Raw genomic sequence first — 19,117 nt, forward strand, 5'->3', positions numbered from 1 at the left:
GCTGGGGACAGGCCCGCCAGGTCGACGGGCCCGGGACGTGAGGTGTACGGGGCGTGGGCGGAGGGCGTTGGCGGCGGCTCGCCAGTCAGGTCGGGCGGAGCATCGCGGTGTGGGCCGTCTCCACGGTCACCATGCTGGTGCTCGCCGGGATCCTGCCGGACTTCCAGCTCCAGTCCGCGGACGGCGACAGCGCCACCCGGATCGCGGTCACGGCCGCGCTCGGCGCCGGTGCCTTCGGTGTGCTGTCGGCCCTGGTCTGGCCGCTGCTGGTACGCCTGTTGCTGCTGGTGCCCGCACTCGTCCTCGGCCTCCTGGTCTTCGTCCTCAACGGGTCGCTGCTGCTGATCGCCCTGCGCATCAATCCGGACGGCGGCCTGCGCGGCCAGGTCGCCCCCGAGACCGCCGTGGTCGTCGCCGCCGTGATGTCCGCCGTGGCTTCGGCGACCGGCGGTGCCCTGGCCGTCCGCGACGACGACGCCTACCGCCGCCGCCTCTACCGCCTCGCCGACCGCCGCCGCAGAGCCCTCCCGCCCGGCCCCTCCTCGCCCGGCACCGTCTTCCTCCAGCTCGACGGCGTCGGCCACGACGTCCTGCTCGACGCGATGGAGAAGGGGCTGATGCCCACGGTCGCGCGGCTCCTCGGCGGCCCCCGCCCCACCCACCGCCTCACCCCCTGGCGCACCGACTGGTCCAGCCAGACCGGCGCCAGCCAGCTCGGCATCCTGCACGGCTCCAACCACGACATCCCCGCGTTCCGCTGGTACGAGAAGGACACCGGCGAGGTGATGGTCTGCAACCGCCCGACCAGCGCCGCCGAGCTCCAGCGCCGCGCCATCGAGCACACCGGTGACGGCGGCCTCCTCACCGTGGACGGTGCCAGCCGCGGCAACCTGTTCAGCGGCGGCGCCGACGAACAGGCCCTCGTGCTGTCCATCGCGATCCGCCGCCGGGGCCGGGAGAACCGTTCCCGCGCGGGCTACTTCGCCTACTTCTCCGACCCCGCCAACGCCGTCCGCACCGCGATGTCCTTCGTCGCCGAGGTCGGCCGCGAGATCGGCCAGTCCACCCGCTCCCGCCTCACCAGGCAGCGCCCCCGCGTCAAGCGCGGCGGCCTCTACCCCCTCGTCCGCGCCTTCGCGACCGTCGTGGAACGGGACGTCGTCGTCGCCGCGGTCATGGGCGACATGCTGGCCGGCCGCACCGCCGTCTACGCCGACCTCGTGGCCTACGACGAGGTCGCCCACCACTCGGGACCGCACAGCCGCGACGCCGCCAAGGTCCTCCAACGCCTGGACCGTTCCATCGCGTTGATCGAGAACGTCGCCGAGCACGCCCCGCGGCCGTACCGCATCGTCGTCCTCTCCGACCACGGCCAGAGCCCCGGCGAAACCTTCCAGGGCCGCTACGGCCTCACCCTCGGCGACCTCGTGCGCGCGGGCTGCGGGCTGCCCGTGCCGCGCCGGGCCCGCCGCACCCACAGCGGCGCCGAGGCCCGCGCCGCCGTCCGCGCGGCGCTGCGCAGGCCCGCCAAGGACGGCGACGAGCGGCAGGTCCACTCCGGTCGGCACTCGGAGCCGATCGTGCTGGCCTCCGGCAACCTGGGCCTGGTCTCCTTCCCGGACGTGCCGCACCGCATGACCAAGGAGGAGATCGACGCCCGCCACCCGGCACTCCTCACCACCCTCGCCAACCACCCCGGTGTCGGCTTCGTCCTGGTGCGCAGCGCGGAGCACGGCGGAGTCGTCCTCGGCGCGCACGGCGCGGAGCTGCCGGTGGCCGAACTCGACGACAAACAGGACCCGTTGGCGGACTTCGGCCCCGGCGTCGCGGACGCCGTCCGGCGCACCCACTCCTTCCCGCACACCGCCGACATCATGGTCAACTCCTGGTACGACCCGGCCGAGGGCGAAGTCCTTGCCTTCGAGGAGCAGATCGGCTCGCACGGCGGCCTCGGCGGCTGCCAGGGCAGGCCGTTCCTGCTGTCGCCGCGCACCCTCTCCGCACCGGTCGAGGACGGCGAGGACCTCGTCGGCGCCGAGCACGTGCACCGCGTACTGCGGCGCTGGCTGCGGGAGTTGAACGGCCCCCAGGTGCCGCTGGCGGCGGGGCCGGAGGAGCGGGTCGCCTGAAAATGGGCTGCGGCGGGCGGTTCGTGAGCACACACTGTTCGAGTCTCCCCACCCCGAACCTCCTTCAGGAGCCGCTGCCTTGCAGGCTGCCGTCACCGTCACTCCCGCCCGGATCCCCGAACTGCTGCTGGGTCTCGCGACCGTCCGCCCCGTCTTCCTCTGGGGCGCGCCCGGCATCGGAAAGTCCTCCCTGGTAAGGGAGTTCGCCCAGTCGCTGGGACTGGAGTGCGTCAGCCTGCTGGGCACCCAGCTCGCACCCGAGGACCTGATCGGCGTACCGCAGATCCGTGACGGACGGTCGGTGTTCTGCCCGCCGGAGGCCATCGCGCGCGACGAGCCGTACTGCCTGTTCCTGGACGAACTCAACGCGGCCACACCGGATGTGCAGAAGGCGTTCTACTCGCTGATCCTGGACCGCCGCATCGGCACCTACGAACTCCCCAAGGGCTCCATCGTGATCGGCGCCGGCAACCGCGCGACCGACAACGCGCTGGCCCGCCCGATCGCCTCCGCGCTGGTCAACCGGCTCACCCACGTCCACCTGGAGGCGTCCCCGAAGGACTGGCTCACGTGGGCCGCAGCCAACGGCATCCACCCGTGGATCCTCGACCACCTCACCGACCGCCCCGATCACCTGTGGTCCAAGCCGCCGAAGACCGAGGAGCCCTTCTCCACGCCCCGCTCCTGGCACATGCTCTCCGACGCGCTCGGCTCCTTCGGGCCCGACCTCGACGAGGACACCCTCAAGGTCGTCGCGCACGGCACCCTGACGCCCGCGCACGCGGTCGCGTTCTGCGGCTACGTCAAGATCGTTCGCAGCCGCTTCGGCATCGAGGCCGTCCTCAAGGGCGACGCCCGCTGGCCCGGCCGCACCGAGGACCGCGACCTCCTCTACTACCTCGCCGAGTCCTTCCGGGGCCGCCTCATCAAGGAACTCCCCGCCAGCAAGGACCACTTGTCGGCGAACGGCCGGCAGACCGCGTACCGCGCCAAGTCCCTCCTCGTCCAACTCGCCGAGATCTCCGTCGAGGTGGCCCAGAGCGTCATCGCCTCGGACGACGACGGCAACCCGGTCCTCCCGGCCTGGTTCCTGGTGGAGGCGGCCCGGGACATGCCCCGGCTGGTGGAGGCACGCCGGTGACACACGTACCTGGACTGGCGTTGCGGGCACCGGAGTTCGGCGCCGCACAGATGCCGGAGGCCGGCCCGTGAGCCGCACCCGCAAGAAGGACCCCGAGAAGAAGAAGCCCGACCCGGCGACCGAGGCCTTCACCGCCGGGCTGAAGCTCGTGTGGGCCAACCCCGCGCTCGCCGCGATCGACTTCGAGCTGTGCCGGGAGGAGGACTGCCGGGCCGCGCCCCGCGACGGACTCGTGCTCGTCAACTCCAACGGGTATCTCCACGCGCACCCCACCCGCCTCGCCGAACCCGCCGAATGGGCCTGGGCGATCGCGCACGCGCTCATCCATCTCGGCTTCGGCCACGTCCCCGGCGCCAACGGCGAGCGCGAACAGCCCGACCGCTTCGACCTCGCCGCCCGCTGCGTCGTCGTCAACCGCTTCCTGCTCACCTTCCCCATCGGCCGCACCCCCGAGGACCTGCCCGCCGCCTACCCCTCGGGCGACGAGGAACAACTCGCCGCCCGCTGGCGCCGCGACGGCATCCCGGCCGCCTACGAACACTGCGGTACGGCAGGCGGCGCCCCCGACCAGCGGCTCGTACCGTGGCAGGGCTGGCCCGGGAACCCCGTCGACTGGCAGATCGCCTTCGCCGGCGCCCTCACCCGCACCATGTCCGTCGCCATGGACCTCGCCGGCGGCCGCCGCGACTCGATGTACGGCGGCCCCACCCGGCTGCAGCCCTGGGAACGCGCCCTGAGCTGGTTCGTCTCCCACTACCCGCTGCTCGGCGGCATCGCGGCCGGGATCACCCTCGTCGCCGACGCCGAACTCGCCCGCGCCCACGGCATCTCGGTCGCCGCCGTCGACACCGAGGCCGCCGAGATCTACATCAACCCGCTGCGCCAGTTCGACGCCGAGGAATGGCGGTTCGTCCTCGCCCACGAGATGCTGCACGCCGCCCTGCGCCACGGCGACCGCTGCGGCACCCGCGACCCGTTCCTCTTCAACGTCGCCGCCGACTACGTCGTCAACGGCTGGCTGCGCGAGATGGACATCGGCACGATGCCCGAAGGCCTGCTGTACGACCCGGAGTTGAAGGACCTCTCCGCCGAGGAGGTCTACGACCGCATCACCGCCGACCTGCGCCGCACCCGCCGCCTGGCCACCCTGCGCGGCAAGGGCACCGGCGACATCCTCGGCGGGCCGCTCGGCAGCGCCCGCGACTACGTCGACCTCGACGAGTTCTACCGGCGCGGCCTCGCCCGCGGCCTGGACCTGCACCAGCAGCACGAACGCGGCTTCCTGCCCGGCGGGTTGGTCGAGGAGATCCGCGCCCTCAGCCACCCGCCCCTGCCCTGGGACGCCCAACTCGCCCGCTGGTTCGACGAGTTCGTGCCCAGACCGGAACCCGTACGGTCGTACGCCCGTCCCTCGCGCCGCCAGTCCTCCACCCCCGACATCCCGCGCGCCGGCCACTATTTCCCGCCCGAGGAGGTCGCCCGCTGCACCTTCGGCGTCGTCCTCGACACCTCCGGCTCCATGAACCACAGCCTCCTCGGCAAGGCACTGGGCGCGATCGCCTCGTACGCCGAGGCCCGTGACGTACCGGCCGCCCGGGTCGTGTTCTGCGACGCGGCCCCGCACGACGCGGGCTACGTGCCGGTCACCGACATCGCCGGCCGGGTGCGTGTGCACGGGCGCGGCGGGACCGTACTGCAGCCCGGAATCGACCTGTTGCACCGCGCCGACGACTTCCCGCCGGCGGCGCCCGTCCTCGTCATCACCGACGGCTGGTGCGACGTACTGAGGGTGCGGCGCGAGCACGCCTATCTGATTCCGCAAGGTGCTCGCCTGCCGTTCACCCCCCGTGGACCGGTCTTCCGGGTGCGCTGAACCTGAATGTGATCGGATGGCTCCGAACGACATCCGCTTCGAAAGGAATCACCGTGGCAACCACGCGCACCGCACACACCGTCTGGGAAGGCGAACTCATCAAGGGCAGCGGCGAGGTCACCTTCGACTCGTCAGGCATCGGTGTGCAGCCGGTGACGTGGGCGTCGCGCGCCGAGCAGGCCAACGGCAAGACCAGCCCCGAGGAACTGATCGCCGCCGCCCACTCCAGCTGCTTCTCCATGGCGCTGTCGCACGGCCTCACCGGCGCGGGCACCCCGCCCACCCGCCTGGAGACCAAGGCCGACGTCACCTTCCAGCCCGGCGAGGGCATCACCGGCATCCACCTCACCGTCCGTGGCGAGGTCCCCGGCCTGGACGCGGCCGGCTTCGCGGCCGCCGCCGAGGACGCCAAGAAGAACTGCCCGGTCAGCCAGGCGCTCGCGGGTACGACGATCACGCTGACGGTCGAATCCGCCTGACCCCGGCCCCCCTCGCGCACCTCGATGCCGCACCCGGAAAACGGGTGCGGCATTGACTTTCCGCCACTCAAGTTTTGTGCTGGAGATCGGGCAGCGCCTGGCGGAAGGGGACGGCTATGGGACGAGCGGTCGGGATCGATCTGGGGACCACGAACTCGGTGGTCGCGGTGCTGGAGGGCGGGGAGGCGACGGTCGTCGCCAACGCCGAGGGAGCGAGGACCACACCCTCGGTGGTGGCCTTCGCCAAGAACGGCGAGGTATTGGTCGGCGAGGTCGCCAAACGGCAGGCCGTGACCAACATCGAGCGCACCGCGCGCTCGGTGAAGCGCCACATGGGCAACACCGACTGGCGCTTCCCGGACACGGGCGCCATCGACGGAACGCGGTACCGCGCCCAGGAGCTGTCCGCGCGCGTGCTGCAGAAACTGAAGCGGGACACGGAGGCCTATCTCGGCGAGGACGTCACCGACGCGGTGATCACCGTCCCCGCCTACTTCGACGACTCCCAGCGCCAGGCGACCAAGGAGGCCGGCGAGATCGCGGGCCTCAAGGTCCTGCGGATCATCAACGAACCGACCGCCGCCGCCCTCGCCTACGGCCTCGACCGCGGCGAGGAACAGACCGTCCTCGTCTTCGACCTCGGCGGCGGCACCTTCGACGTCTCCCTCCTGGAGATCGGCGACGGCGTCATCGAGGTCAAGGCCACCAACGGCGACACCCACCTCGGCGGCGACGACTGGGACCAGCGGGTCATGGAGTACCTGGTCAAGAAGTTCCAGGGCCAGTACGGCATCGACCTCGGCAAGGACAAGATGGCGCTCCAGCGGCTGCGCGAGGGCGCGGAGAAGGCGAAGATCGAACTCTCCTCGGCCGCCGAGACGACGATCAACCTGCCCTACATCACCGCCTCCGCCGACGGCCCGCTGCACCTCGACGAGAAGCTGACCCGCGCCCAGTTCCAGGAACTCACCGCCGATCTCCTCGACCGCTGCAAGACCCCCTTCCACCAGGCGGTCAAGGACGCCGGCGTCAAACTCTCCGCCGTCGACCACGTCATCCTCGTCGGCGGCTCGACCCGGATGCCCGCCGTCACCGACCTCGTCAAGGAACTCACCGGCAAGGACCCGCACAAGGGCGTCAACCCCGACGAGGTCGTGGCCGTCGGCGCCGCCCTCCAGGCCGGAGTCATCCGCGGCGACGTCAAGGACGTCCTGCTCCTCGACGTCACCCCGCTGTCCCTGGGCATCGAGACCAAGGGCGGCATCATGACCAAGCTCATCGAACGCAACACGACCATCCCGACCCGGCGTTCGGAGATCTTCACCACCGCCACCGACAACCAGCCCTCGGTCGGCATCCAGGTCTACCAGGGCGAACGCGAAATCGCCGCGTACAACAAGAAGTTGGGCGTCTTCGACCTCACCGGCCTGCCGCCCGCCCCGCGCGGTGTCCCGCAGATCGAGGTCGCCTTCGACATCGACGCCAACGGAATCATGCACGTCTCGGCCAAGGACCTGGCGACCGGCCGCGAACAGAAGATGACCGTCACCGGCGGCTCCGCGCTCCCCAAGGACGACATCGACCGCATGATGCGCGACGCCGAACAGTACGCGGACGAGGACCGCAGGCGCCGCGAGGCCGCCGAGACCCGCAACCAGGCCGAACAACTCGTCTACCAGACCGAGAAGTTCGTCCGCGAGAACGAGGAACGCATCCCGGCCGACACCCGGTCCGAGGTCGCGGCGGCGGCCACCCAGGTCAAGACCCTCCTGGAAGGCGAGTCCGACACCGCGGAGCTGCGCACCGCCGTCGAGAACCTCGCCACCGTCAGCCAGCGCATGGGCCAGGCGATGTACGCCCAGGCCGGCCAGCAGTCCCCGACGGAGCAGACGGGGCAGACGGAGACCCCCACGGAACACACCTCACCCCAGGAGGAGGAAGGCGTCGTGGACGCGGAGATCGTCGACGACGAACGAGAGGCGAAGGGCGGCGCGGCGTAGACGCTCCGCCGGAGGAGCAGCCCGGGCCGTCGCTCGCCTGCGGCATCGTCGTGGCCGGTCGCGCAGTTCCCCGCGCCCCTTCGGGGCGCTGCTCAGAGGTCCGTCTTCTCCCATTCCTGCCGCTCCGGCCGCGGCAGGGTGACGCACACGGCGTCCAGGACGGAGGCGTACGGCGTACCGAAGTCGGCCAGCCGGGCACGGAGTCGATCCAGCGCGGTGCGGTACTCGGTGAGCAGGTCGAGGTTGCCGGTGCGGGACGTGAACTCCAGGACCGCGGGCAGGAAGTCGGGCAGCTCCACACCGGTGAACTCCAGCCCGTGGGCGCGGTACAGCTCCCGGAAGCCGACCAGGGACATACCGTGCCCACGGCTGTCGCCGCCGTGCCACCGGCTCAGGTGCAGGCTGTGCCGGTTCTCGGAGCCGAAGACCTCGACATAGTGCGCGGCCAGCTCCCGCGGCGGCGTGAGGGCCGCGTGGTCGGCGAACTCCCGCAGTTGCGGCGCGGCTTCGCGCAGCAGCGGGAGCCGGGCGCGGAAGTCCTCGTCCGGGTAGGTCAGGCAGAGCGCGGCGGCCTGGTACAGCACGGCGTCCGAGGGCATCAGGCCTCCAGCGCGTGGACATGTGCGGCGGCGAGTCCGATGCCCCCGGCCCGGGAGGCTACAGGATCCTGTATACGATATTCCGCGGCTGTCTCACGGCCCCTGTCCGGCCCGGCGGCCGGTATCCACGTGTCCGTCACCTGCGCTCCCTTGCTCGCCCGTGGTGTCGAACCTAGGGCGGGGCAGGGGAGCGCACCCGTTCACGGCAGCCGTACGGGTCAGAACCCGCAGACGTACGGGTCGTGGCTCTCGGGTGGCACGGGCCGTACGGGTCAGCCCTTGCGGGCGACCCCGCCGTAGACCGGCACGATGCCCTCCGCCTGGGCGGCCACGTCCTCCGCCTCCGGGCGCCAGCCGTAGACGGCGATCACGCCCGGCCCGAGCAGCTCCAGGCCGTCGAAGAAACGTGAGAACTCGGCCAGCGAGCGCGGGTAGAACGGGGTGCCGCTGCGCCGGAAGTGCTCGGCCGCCTTGGCGATGGCCTCGGGGCTGAGATCGGGGGTGACCTGCGACAGGGTCAGGTAGCTGCCCGGGGCGAGGACGTCGACGTACCGCTTGATCAGGCCGTACACGTCGTCGCCGGCGGTGTCGTCGCCCAGGTAGTGGGTGAGCGCGACCAGCGACAGCGCGACCGGCCGCGTGAAGTCGAGGGTCTCGCCGGCCAGCCGAAGGATGGTGTCCGGGTCGCGGACGTCGGCGTGCACGTACTCGGTGCTGCCCTCGGGCGCGCCGTGCAGCAGCGCCTCCGCGTGCCGCAGCACGATCGGGTCGTTGTCCGCGTACACGACCTTCGCGTCCGGGGCGACACTCTGCGCCACCTGGTGGAGGTTCGGCTCGGTGGGGATACCGGTGCCGATGTCCAGGAACTGGCTTATCCCGGCCTCGGCGGCGTTCCGCGTCGCCCGGTGCATGAACCGGCGGTTGGCCCGCGCCCCGCGCACCGCCGTGCCGTCCGAGGCGAGGATCCGGCGCGCCAGCTCCTCGTCCACCGGGTAGTTGTCCTTGCCGCCGAGCCACCAGTCGTACACCCGCGCCGGATGCGGCCGGCTGGTGTCGATACGGGTGGGCGCGGCTTCGGATCCGGTCATGCGGTGTCGTCTCCTCGGGAGTTCGGGTCGGTGTGCCGGGCCGCGCTGTGCCGGGAACGTCAGTGCCGGGAACGTGCTGGGTGCGGGCCGTGCTCAGAAGGTCTCGCGGTACTCCCGCAGGATCTCCTTGGTGCGCTGTGCGGACGCGGCGTGCGCCGTCATGTGGTCGAGGACCTCCAGATGCGCGGACACCTCGGTACGGGAGTCCAGATACAGGGCGCCGGTCAGGTACTCGGTGAACACCATGTCGGGCAGCTCCGGTTCGGCGAAACGGAACAGCGAGAACGGGGCGTACGTCCCCGGGTGCGGGCCGTTCTCGAACTCCGCGACCTGGAGCGTGACCCGGTCGCGCTCGCCGAACTCCAGGAGCTTGTCCAGCTGTTCGCGCATCACCTCGCCGCGCATGCTCACCGGACGCCGCAACACCGTCTCGTCCATGATCACCCACAGGTGCGGCGGACTGTCCCGCTCCAACAGCCCCTGGCGCGCCATCCGCAGGGACACATGCCGCTCGATGGTCTCCGGACCGGTCTGCCCGATCGTCCCGGCCTCCATCACGGCACGCGCGTACTCCTCGGTCTGCAACAGGCCGGGCACGAAGTGCGGTTCGTACGAACGGATCAGCCCGGCCGCGCCCTCCAGGCTCACATAGAGGCTGAACCACTCCGGCAGCACGTCGTGGAACCGCTGCCACCAACCCGGCTGGTTCGCCTCCTCGGTGAGCGCGACGAACGAGTCCGCCTCCTCGTCGGAGACCCCGTACGTGGTCAACAGCATCTGTACGTACGGCACTTTCAGCGCGACCTCGGCCATCTCCATCCGCCGTACGGTCGCCGGAGCCACCCGCAGGACCTGCGCGGCCTCCTCGCGTTTGATGCCGGCCGCCTCGCGCAACTCCTGGAGCCTTCTGCCCAGCACTACTTGACCCACGGTGGGCGCGGGCCGCCGCTCACTCACGCCACGCCTCCCCATACGCGCCGAAGTCTGGAGGCAGTGTGCCATGTTCCGGCCATTGTCTCAGCGGTTCGGGGATGATCATCCGTCAGTCTCCCCGCCCGCGCAGGTACTTGGCCGTCGCCGGATCGGCCGGGAGGAACGTCTCGATCGCCAGCTCCGAGACCGTCACGTCCATCGGAGTGTTGAACGTGGAGATCGAGGAGACGAACGACAGCACCCGGCCCTCGTGCTCGATCCGCATCGGCAGCGCGAAGTACGGTACGGAAGTGGCCGGTTCGGCGTCGTCGCCGGCCGCCTCCGGCACCGGATACGCGGCGACCTCCTCGTACAGCGCCCGCAGCGGCTCGGACCGGTGCAGGGCGATCTGCCGCTCCATCTGTGCGAGGAGATGCCCGCGCCACTCACCCAGATTGCGGATGCGCGGCGCCAGCCCCTCGGGGTGCAGTGTCAACCGCATGGCGTTCAGCGGCGGTTGGAGCAGCAACTCCGGTACGCCGTCCAGCAGCATGGTGATGCCCCGGTTGGCCGCCACGACGTCGTACACGGCGTCCACCACCAGCGCCGGATACGGCTCGTAGCCCTGGATCAGCCGCTCCAGACCCTCGCGCAACGCGCCCAACGCCGGGTCGTCCAACGGGGTTTCCGGATAACGAGGGGCGTAACCGGCGGCCAGGAGCAGGGAGTTGCGCTCCCGCACCGGCACCTCCAGATGCTCGGCCAGCCGCAGCACCATCTCCTCGCTCGGCCGCGACCGCCCCGTCTCGACGAAGCTGATGTGCCGCGCCGAGGAATCGGCCCGCAACGCCAGCTCCAGCTGACTGACCCGCCGCCGCTCCCGCCAGGCACGCAGCAACGGGCCGACACCTTTGCCCGCGGAGGTGCCGGTGCCGGTACCGGTTGCGACGATGGTCATACGCACGACCGTAGTCGAAGCGGCCCGCCCGTGAGCGGACCGAGGAACCCGTCCGGGGGAGCCGCCCACCGGACTCACCCGGGGGCACTCGTCTGACCAGGCACGCAACCGGCCGTCTGTGGCACGCTGAAGTGGCCGAAGAGGAACCCGACCTCCAGGAAGGACCGAGGCCATGCCCGTCGCACCGCTGTCGCAGAAGGAGATCGAGGACCGCCTCGCGGAACTCCCGGGCTGGTCCGCCGACGCCGACCGCCTCACCCGCACCTACCGGCTCGGCACCCACTTCGCGGCCACCGCGATGGTCGTCCACATCGCCCAGGTCCAGGAGGAACTCGACCACCACTCCGACCTCACCCTCGGCTACAACACCGTCTCCCTCACCGTGAACACCCACAGCGTCGGCGGCGCGATCACCGACCTGGACTTCCAACTCGCCCACAGAGTTCAGGACTTGGCCCCGGGCCACGGCGCTGCCTGACCGCACGGGACAGGTGGGGGTGACAGCGCGTGCTCGACTACGACAAGGAAGCCGACGCCTACGACGCGACACGCGGCGGCGAGCCCCGTGCCGCCGCCGCCGCGGAAGCCGTACTCGGCCTCGTCCCGCAGGCTGCCCGCGCCCTGCTCGACGTGGCCTGCGGCACCGGCATCGTCACCCGCCGCCTGGCCGCCGCCCGCCCCGGCCTGCGGGTCACCGGCCTGGACACCGCACCCGCCATGGCCCGCACGGCGGCGACCCGGCTCCCCGGCGCCGTACTCCTCGCCGACAGCCGCGAACTCCCTTTCCCCGACGGGGCGTTCGACGTCGTCACCACGATCTGGCTGCTGCACCTCGTGGCGGGCCCCGAGGACGCCAGGGCGATCATCGCGGAGTGCGCGCGGGTGCTGCGACCGGGCGGCGTGTACATCACCACGGTCGACAAGGCCGCCGCCCACGACGTCGGCAGCGACATCGACGCCGTCCTCGCCCCCCGCCCACGCCGCCCCGCCCAGGACAGGACGGACCACGTCCGCGCCCACGCCACCGAGCAGGGCCTGCACCCGGCGGGCACGGCCCGTTTCCGCGGCCACGGCCAGGGCCGCAGCCCCCGCAGCACCACCGCGGACCTGCGACGCGGCTGGTTCACCATGCTGCCGCCCGGCGAACCGCTCACCGAACGGTTCGCCGAGCGACTGGAATCGCTGCCCGACCAGGAACTACCGCGCGCGGACCCCGAGTTCACCGTCCTGGCCTTCAGGAAGCCCGCGGCCGGGTGAAGTCCATCGTCCAGTTCGTCACCCAACTCGCCCCGCCGTCCACCGAGAACGCCTGCTCCCAGCGCGCGCCGCTCGCGGAGACCCCCGACCACACGAACCGCACCCGCACCTCCTTCCCGTCGTGCGTGTCGTCGCCGTAGAACTCGCCCCGGTCGCCCTCGAACCGGCCCGTCACCGGCGGGAACAGCTTCCCGCTGCGGCTCGACGACCAGTTCAGGGACCACAGTTCGGTCTCCCGGTCGAAGAGCCGCAGGGTCAGCCCCTTCGACCCCAGATACGGCATGTCGATCTCGTCGACGTTCGCCGCGCCGTCGAACAGCGGCCGGCAGTGACTGACCCCGGTGAACTCCTCCCAGCCGCTGCCGGGTTGGAGGAAGTCGGTGAGACGACGGTTCACGACCTCCCACTCGCCGTGCAGGAAGTCGAAGTCGCGCGGGCTGCTCATGAGCGGTCTCCCGTGGTTCCGGCGGGCAGGGTGTCCGCCAAGTAGGCGTCGAGGTCCGGGACTTCGGGCGCGAGCAGATGTCGTACCCAGGCGTCCCGCTCGTGCAGGATCGGCGGCAGTTCCCAGACACAGCCGATCCACGGCAGTTCGGGAGTGACGAAGTGGGTGGGGTCCAGATCGGGACAGCCGAGCACCGGCTGGCCCGCCGACGCGCCCCGGAAGTGCAGGACGTTGTCCCACACCCAGCTGTACGCGTTCAGATAGGCACCGTCGTCACCGCCCCGGTGCAGCACGACGAACGTGGCAGGGGGAGTGCCGGCCGGCTCGGGCAGCAGCTTCGGCAGGATCGCGTACGCCGCCGCCTCCACCTCGGGCGCGATCCCGGCCGGGTCGGCGGTGACGTGGTAGCGCTTGACGCGCCGCCCGGCCACCTCGATCGGCGGTGGCACGGTCAGCAGTTTCTCCGTGAAAGGCATGACAGGACGCTAGGACCGCTTCACTGACATCCTGTGTCAGTGAAGTCCAGCAGACTCCTCTCGATCCTGCTCCTGCTCCAGACCAGGGGGAGGATGACCGCCGCCCAGCTCGCCGAGGCCCTGGAGGTCTCGGTCCGCACGGTCTACCGGGACGTCGAGGCCCTGAGCGCGGCCGGTGTCCCGCTGTACGGCGACGCGGGCCACGACGGCGGCTACCGCCTCCTCGACGGCTACCGCACCCGCCTGACCGGCCTCACCACGGACGAGGCCGAGGCCCTGTTCCTCGCGGGGGTGCCGGGACCGGCCGCCGAGCTGGGCCTGGGTCCGGTCCTGGCCGCCGCCCAGCTGAAGGTCCGCGCGGCCCTGCCGGCCGAACTGCGCGAGCACGCCGACCGGATCAGCGGCCGGTTCCATCTGGACGCGCCGGGCTGGTACGCGGACGCCGACGACACACCGTTCCTGCATACAGTCGCCGACGCCGTATGGCACAACCGCGTTCTGTATGCGATCTACCGCCGCTGGCGCGAGCCGACCGACGTGGAACGCCGACTGGAGCCGTACGGACTCGTACTGAAGGCGGGCCGCTGGTACGTCGTGGCCGGCCCCGGCCCGCGCACCTTCCGCGTCGACCAGATCCTCGCCCTCACCACCTCCGACTCGGCCGAGGAGTTCACCCGCCCCGACGACTTCGACCTCGCCGCGTACTGGACCGCCCACCAGCAGGACTTCCACGACCGCCTCTACCGCGGCGAGGCGGTGGTCCGGCTGGCACCCGGCGCGACCCTCGCCCGGGCGGTCCCCCTCGACGGACAGCCGGAACAGGACGGTTGGACCCTGATGTCGGTCCCCATCGAGTCCGTGGACCACGCGCACGGAGAGTTCCTGCGCCTCGGCGCGGACATCGAGGTCCTCTCGCCACCCGAACTCCGCGACCGGATCGCCCGCACGGTCGCCGAACTGGCCGAAAGATACGGCAACCTGCTCACCGGCAGCGGCGACTGAGGGCACGGAACCCGTCCGTCCTCCCAGGAGGTACGTCGCGTGAGCTACCCGCACCCGCACATGCGCCCGCACCCGCAAGTCCGCCCGCATCCGCGCCCGCCGCACCGGTCCCGCGGACGAAGGGCCGTACTCTCCGCACTCACCGCCGCCGCGGCCCTGGTCCTCGCCGGACTCACCAGCGGCACAACCGCCCAGGCCGCCACCGCCCGCCAGGTCGAGGCCCTCGACCGCGGGGTCGTCAGCGTCCACACCGACAGCGGCAACCTGGTCAGCTGGCGCTGGCTCGGCACCGACCCCGACACCGTCTCCTTCAACGTCTACCGCGCCGGCACGAAGGTCAACTCCGCCCCGATCACCGGCTCCACGAACTACTTCCACGCCGGCGCGCCCGCCCAGGCCGACTACACGGTCCGCTCGATCGTCGGCGGCGTCGAACAGACCGACTCCGTCCACGCCGTCCAGTTCCGCACCGGCTACAAGGACGTCCCCATCACCCCGCCCGCCGGCGGCACCACTCCCGACGGAGTCGCCTACACCTACGAGGCCAACGACGCCTCCGTCGGCGACCTCGACGGCGACGGCCGGCTCGACTTCGTCCTCAAATGGCAGCCCACCAACGCCAAGGACAACTCCCAGTCCGGCTACACAGGCGACACGATCCTCGACGGGATCACCCTCGACGGCACCCGCCTGTGGCGCATCGACCTGGGCCGCAACATCCGCTCCGGCGCGCACTACACGCAGTTCCAGGTGTACGACTACGACGGCGACGGCAAGGCCGAGGTCGCCATGAAGACGGCCGACGGCACGGTCGACGGAACAGGCACGGTCATCGGCAACTCCTCGGCGGACTACCGCAGTTCAAGCGGCTACGTACTGTCGGGCCCCGAGTACCTGACCATGTTCAACGGCCTCACCGGGGCGGCGATGAGCACCGTCGACTACGTCCCGGCCCGCGGCACGGTCTCCTCCTGGGGCGACTCCTACGGCAACCGCGTCGACCGATTCCTCGCCGGCACCGCCTACTTGGACGGCAGCCGCCCCTCCCTGATCATGGCCCGCGGCTACTACACGCGCACCGTGATCGCCGCCTGGGACTGGCGGGGCGGCGTCTTCACCCGCCGGTGGACCTTCGACACCAACTCCTCCACCAACACCGGCAAGGGCTACGACGCCCAGGGCAACCATCAGTTGGCGATCGCCGACGTCGACGAGGACGGCAAGGACGAGATCGTGTACGGCTCGATGGCCGTCGACGACAACGGCGCCGGCCTGTGGACCACGAAGAACGGCCACGGCGACGCCATGCACGTCGGCGACCTCGACCCGTCCCGCCCGGGCCTGGAGGAGTTCAAGGTCGACGAGGACTCCTCGAAACCGTCCTCCTGGATGGCGGACTCGAGGACCGGCGCGATCATCTGGTCCACACCCGCCAACGGCGACAACGGCCGTGGCGTCTCCGGGGACATCTGGGCGGGCAGCCCCGGCGCCGAGTCCTGGTCGGCGTCGGAGAGCGGCGTCCGCAACCCCCAGGGCACCGTCGTGTCCACCCGCAAACCCTCCAGCACCAACTTCCTGTCCTGGTGGGACGCCGACCCGGTACGCGAACTCCTCGACTCCACCCACATCGACAAGTACGGCACGACCGCCGACACCCGCCTCCTGACCGGCGCCGACGTCCACTCCAACAACAGCACCAAGGCGACCCCGACCCTCTCCGGTGACATCCTCGGCGACTGGCGGGAAGAGGTCGTCTGGCCCACCACGGACAACACGGCCCTACGGATCTACTCCACGCCGTACGAGACGACCACCAGGATCACGACGCTGCTCCACGACACCCAGTACCGCACCGCCCTGGCCTGGCAGAACACTGCATACAATCAACCGCCCCACCCGAGCTTCTACATCGGCGACGGGATGCCCACGGCACCCCGGCCGACTGTCTACACCCCATGAGACAGGCGGCTGCGCGCCGAGTGCGCGCAGCTGCCCTCTCCGCCTCCCTCAGGCGACCGTGCAGGCTTGGTCGCCCACTTTGAACGACGCCGGCCTCGTATTCACCCCCGACCAACTCCCCGTGAACCCGAACCCCACCGACGAACCGGCCGCCACCGTCCCGTTCCAGCTCACGTTCTTCGCCGTCACCGCCGCACCCGACTGCGTGTAGTCGGCGTTCCACAACTGGCCGATCTGCTGCCCGTCCGTGAAGGACCAGCCAAGTGACCAACTGCTCCAGGCGGTCGAGCCGGTGTTCGTGAGCTGCACGTCGGCCTGGAAGCCGCCCGTCCACTGGTTCGTGATCCTGTACGTGACGGAGCAGGCACCGGTCGGCGTCGGATCGGTACCCCCACCGCCGCCCCCGCCACTGCCGGCGTCGGAGGAGTCGCCGTAGACGATCCCGCGGCCGTTCGTCGACACATACACCCGGCCGTACACCCGCGGGTCACCGGTGATCGCCGCACCCGTCCAACCCCACTGGTGCGCATCATCGTTGATCCGCGTCCAGCTCGCCCCCTTGTCGGTCGAACGGAAGATGCCCCGCACACCGCCGATCTTCGCGCTGGTGTAGAGCGTCTGGTACGAGGCACCGGTCGCCGCCTTGCCGAAGCCGATCGTGTCGGCCTGGTCGACGTTCGCGAGCCTGGTGAAGGTGGCGCCGCCGTCCGTGGAATGCCACAGCCCGTACGCCCCGTCGCTCGCCCCGCCCGCCAGCCAGACGTCTCCCTTCGTCCCGGGCAGCGCCTTGAACCGCACGCTGTCACCGCTGGGCAGCGCGGTCGCCGCCGATGCGGTGAAGGTCGCCCCGCCGTCCGAACTGACGTAGAACTTCCCGGACTTGAAACCGTAGAAGGTCTTCGCGTCGGCCCGGTCCGACTCGACGACCGCGCCCGCCGGGATACCGCTGGACGCCGACCACGACGAACCGAATCCGGCCGTGTACTGCACCCCCGCGCCCGCCGGACTCCACACGAACCGGCTCCCGTCGGCCGCCGCGGCCACCGTCCCGCCACCGCTCACGCCCGAAGGGTCGCTCCCCGCGAACCAGTTGGCGCCGTTGTCCGTCGAGAACGCGATGTGCGGCCCCGAGTCCAGATTGCCGACGCGCACCACCGTGTTCGGGTTGGTCTCCGCGAAGTCCAGACTCGTGGTCGTCGTGAAGTTCGGCGAAGTGAACATCATCGAGGGGACCTTGGTCAGATCCGTGTGCCGGAACCCGCCGATGTCGCCCAGCGCACTGAGGAGTTGGGCCCCGCCGGACGGGGGAGCGGCGAGGTCCTCGACGGCCGTCTCCTCCAGCCCCTGCACCATGGGCTTCACGGTGAACTGGCCGCCGCTGTCCCAGTTCGTCAGGTTCTCCGTTCCGTAGAGCGTCGCGCCCGTCCCGTACATCATCCGGTTCGAGTCGAACGGGTCGATCTCCAGCGACTCGGTCATCCAGCCGAGTTTCGGGGCCTGTTCGGGCGGCGACGGATTCGCCCCGAAGGTCAGCCAGGGCGAGGACGAGACATCGATCGTGTAGCGGTTCGACCGGTTGGGATACGACGTGTAGTCCCAGGCCTTCGTCCAGGTGCCCCCGCTGTCCGTGGAGCGGAAGATCTGCGTGTCCGGCCACCAGGAGCTGTACGCCGTCGCCATCACGGTCCCCGGATGCTGCCGGTCGACGGTCAGACCGCTGAAACCGTAGTAGGTGTCGGCCTCCGCGACCGGGCTGACGTTCGTCCACGTGCCGGTCGCGGTCGAGTACCGCCACACCTGACCCTTGCCGCCGTCGTACGGACCGCCCTTGTCGCTGTATGCGATGTACAGATAACCGTTGACCGCATCCAGTACACCCTTGTGCGCCAGATACCCCGTCGGCTGCCCGGCCACCCGGCTCCAGGTCGCCCCCGCGTCCGTCGACCGGTACACGGCGTTGGCCTGGTCGGCGACACCGACATAGATCGTCTTCGTCGCGCTGCCGGACGTACCCGTCGACTCGTCGAAGGTGACCCACACAATGCCCTGGTTGTCGTTGGCGTAGCCGCTCGTGTCGGTCGGATCCTGTACGTAGTTCCCGACGTTGGGGAAGTTCGTCACCTGCGACCAGGTGACCCCGGAGTCCGTGGACCGCCACAGCCCCTTGCCGCTGGGCGCGCCCAGATACAGCACACTGTCCTTGTTCGGATCGACCGCCAGCCGCTCGCCCATGCCGCGCCCCGGCATGTTCCCGCCGAGCTTGAACGGCAGATCGGTCTTCTGCCAACTCGCGCCCCGGTCACCGGACCTGAGCACGGCCCCGTTCGTGGAATCCCAACTGTTCGTGTACGTACCGACGGCCGCGTACACCTTGTTCGGATCGACCGAGTCGGACGCGAGACTCACCACACCGGTGTGCCCCCACTCGTCCCACCCGACCGAGTCCAGCAACGGCGTCCAGGTCTTGGTCGCCTCCTGCCACCGATAGGCACCGCCGATGTCGGTACGGGCGTAGGCGAGGTTCTTCTCCTTCCTGCTGAAGACGATGCCGGGCACGAACCCGCCACCGTCGATGCGGGCGTTGTGCCAGGTGTAGGTGTCGGCCGCGAGTGTGGTTCTCGGCGCACTCGCGGCGAGGGCGAACGGGCTGCCCGCCAACAGGCCTGCGGCGAGGGCGAGTACGGCCGTGAGGATGCGGGTTCTTCGCACGAGGGAGTCCTCTCCTTGCGGGGTGGAAAGGCGCGAGGACCGGGCGACCCCCAGTGCGGGTGGGGGCCGCCCGGCCGGTGGGTCCCGTCG

16 protein-coding genes are annotated in these 19,117 nt (G+C 70.7%); 9 read left to right on the plus strand and 7 right to left on the minus strand.

All coding sequences use genetic code 11. From position 1 onward, the window contains the following. Nucleotides 1–53 precede the first annotated feature (53 nt). From ACWDEW_RS01605 to dnaK, 5 genes are all read left to right on the plus strand, one after another. Complete coding sequence (locus tag ACWDEW_RS01605; protein ID WP_450508520.1) at nt 54–2,129, plus strand: alkaline phosphatase family protein; 2,076 nt, start codon at nt 54–56, stop codon at nt 2,127–2,129. A 79-nt stretch (nt 2,130–2,208) separates the two neighbouring features. Beyond that, a complete protein-coding gene (locus tag ACWDEW_RS01610) occupies nt 2,209–3,270 on the plus strand; it encodes an ATP-binding protein (RefSeq protein ID WP_450508522.1) in 1,062 nt (353 codons plus the stop codon). Between the two features lie 67 nt (nt 3,271–3,337). After that, on the plus strand, nt 3,338–5,143 hold the full coding sequence (locus ACWDEW_RS01615) for a vWA domain-containing protein (RefSeq protein WP_450508524.1): 1,806 nt from the start codon (nt 3,338–3,340) through the stop codon (nt 5,141–5,143). 53 nt (nt 5,144–5,196) lie between these two features. Continuing rightward, the gene (locus tag ACWDEW_RS01620) at nt 5,197–5,622 is read left to right on the plus strand and encodes an OsmC family peroxiredoxin (RefSeq protein WP_450508526.1); all 426 of its coding nucleotides are present in this window, start codon (nt 5,197–5,199) and stop codon (nt 5,620–5,622) included. Between the two features lie 116 nt (nt 5,623–5,738). After that, nucleotides 5,739–7,622: a molecular chaperone DnaK gene (dnaK, locus tag ACWDEW_RS01625; RefSeq protein WP_450508528.1), complete on the plus strand. Its 1,884-nt coding sequence runs from the start codon at nt 5,739–5,741 to the stop codon at nt 7,620–7,622. A 92-nt stretch (nt 7,623–7,714) separates the two neighbouring features. Here dnaK and narJ read toward each other — a convergent pair whose 3' ends face one another. From narJ to ACWDEW_RS01645, 4 genes are all read right to left on the minus strand, one after another. Further along, a complete protein-coding gene (gene narJ, locus ACWDEW_RS01630) occupies nt 7,715–8,221 on the minus strand; it encodes a nitrate reductase molybdenum cofactor assembly chaperone (RefSeq protein WP_450508530.1) in 507 nt (168 codons plus the stop codon). Between the two features lie 272 nt (nt 8,222–8,493). Further along, the gene (locus ACWDEW_RS01635; protein ID WP_450508532.1) at nt 8,494–9,309 is read right to left on the minus strand and encodes an SAM-dependent methyltransferase; all 816 of its coding nucleotides are present in this window, start codon (nt 9,307–9,309) and stop codon (nt 8,494–8,496) included. Nucleotides 9,310–9,402: 93 nt separating this feature from the next. After that, nucleotides 9,403–10,266, minus strand: a complete 864-nt coding sequence (locus ACWDEW_RS01640) for a helix-turn-helix domain-containing protein (RefSeq protein ID WP_450508533.1) — start codon at nt 10,264–10,266, stop codon at nt 9,403–9,405. An 85-nt stretch (nt 10,267–10,351) separates the two neighbouring features. Then, entirely contained in the window at nt 10,352–11,179 is an 828-nt protein-coding gene (locus ACWDEW_RS01645; RefSeq protein ID WP_450508535.1) for a helix-turn-helix domain-containing protein, read from the minus strand. A gap of 172 nt (nt 11,180–11,351) precedes the next feature. On the opposite strand from ACWDEW_RS01645, the gene ACWDEW_RS01650 reads away from it, so the two are divergent. Next, nucleotides 11,352–11,657 (plus strand): 4a-hydroxytetrahydrobiopterin dehydratase, encoded by a 306-nt coding sequence (locus tag ACWDEW_RS01650; protein ID WP_450508537.1) that lies wholly within the window; start codon nt 11,352–11,354, stop codon nt 11,655–11,657. 29 nt (nt 11,658–11,686) lie between these two features. Beyond that, a complete protein-coding gene (locus ACWDEW_RS01655; protein WP_450508539.1) occupies nt 11,687–12,436 on the plus strand; it encodes a class I SAM-dependent methyltransferase in 750 nt (249 codons plus the stop codon). On the opposite strand, the gene ACWDEW_RS01660 is transcribed toward ACWDEW_RS01655, so the two are convergent. Beyond that, on the minus strand, nt 12,414–12,881 hold the full coding sequence (locus ACWDEW_RS01660) for a hypothetical protein (protein WP_450508541.1): 468 nt from the start codon (nt 12,879–12,881) through the stop codon (nt 12,414–12,416). The two genes, ACWDEW_RS01655 and ACWDEW_RS01660, sit on opposite strands and share 23 nt — an antisense overlap. Then, nucleotides 12,878–13,357: a hypothetical protein gene (locus ACWDEW_RS01665; RefSeq protein WP_450508543.1), complete on the minus strand. Its 480-nt coding sequence runs from the start codon at nt 13,355–13,357 to the stop codon at nt 12,878–12,880. The genes ACWDEW_RS01660 and ACWDEW_RS01665 overlap by 4 nt, the downstream gene beginning before the upstream one ends. Before the next feature lie 39 nt (nt 13,358–13,396). Here ACWDEW_RS01665 and ACWDEW_RS01670 point away from each other — a divergent pair, with 39 nt between their 5' ends. Both ACWDEW_RS01670 and ACWDEW_RS01675 read left to right on the plus strand, forming a co-directional pair. Then, nucleotides 13,397–14,359, plus strand: coding sequence for a helix-turn-helix transcriptional regulator (locus tag ACWDEW_RS01670; protein WP_450508545.1), 963 nt, complete (start codon nt 13,397–13,399; stop codon nt 14,357–14,359). 60 nt (nt 14,360–14,419) lie between these two features. Further along, nucleotides 14,420–16,318 (plus strand): rhamnogalacturonan lyase, encoded by a 1,899-nt coding sequence (locus tag ACWDEW_RS01675; RefSeq protein ID WP_450508750.1) that lies wholly within the window; start codon nt 14,420–14,422, stop codon nt 16,316–16,318. A 48-nt stretch (nt 16,319–16,366) separates the two neighbouring features. On the opposite strand, the gene ACWDEW_RS01680 is transcribed toward ACWDEW_RS01675, so the two are convergent. Next, nucleotides 16,367–19,027 (minus strand): cellulose binding domain-containing protein, encoded by a 2,661-nt coding sequence (locus tag ACWDEW_RS01680; RefSeq protein ID WP_450508547.1) that lies wholly within the window; start codon nt 19,025–19,027, stop codon nt 16,367–16,369. Nucleotides 19,028–19,117 lie beyond the last annotated feature (90 nt).

It is taken from the genome of Streptomyces sp. NPDC001100 (assembly GCF_053598575.1).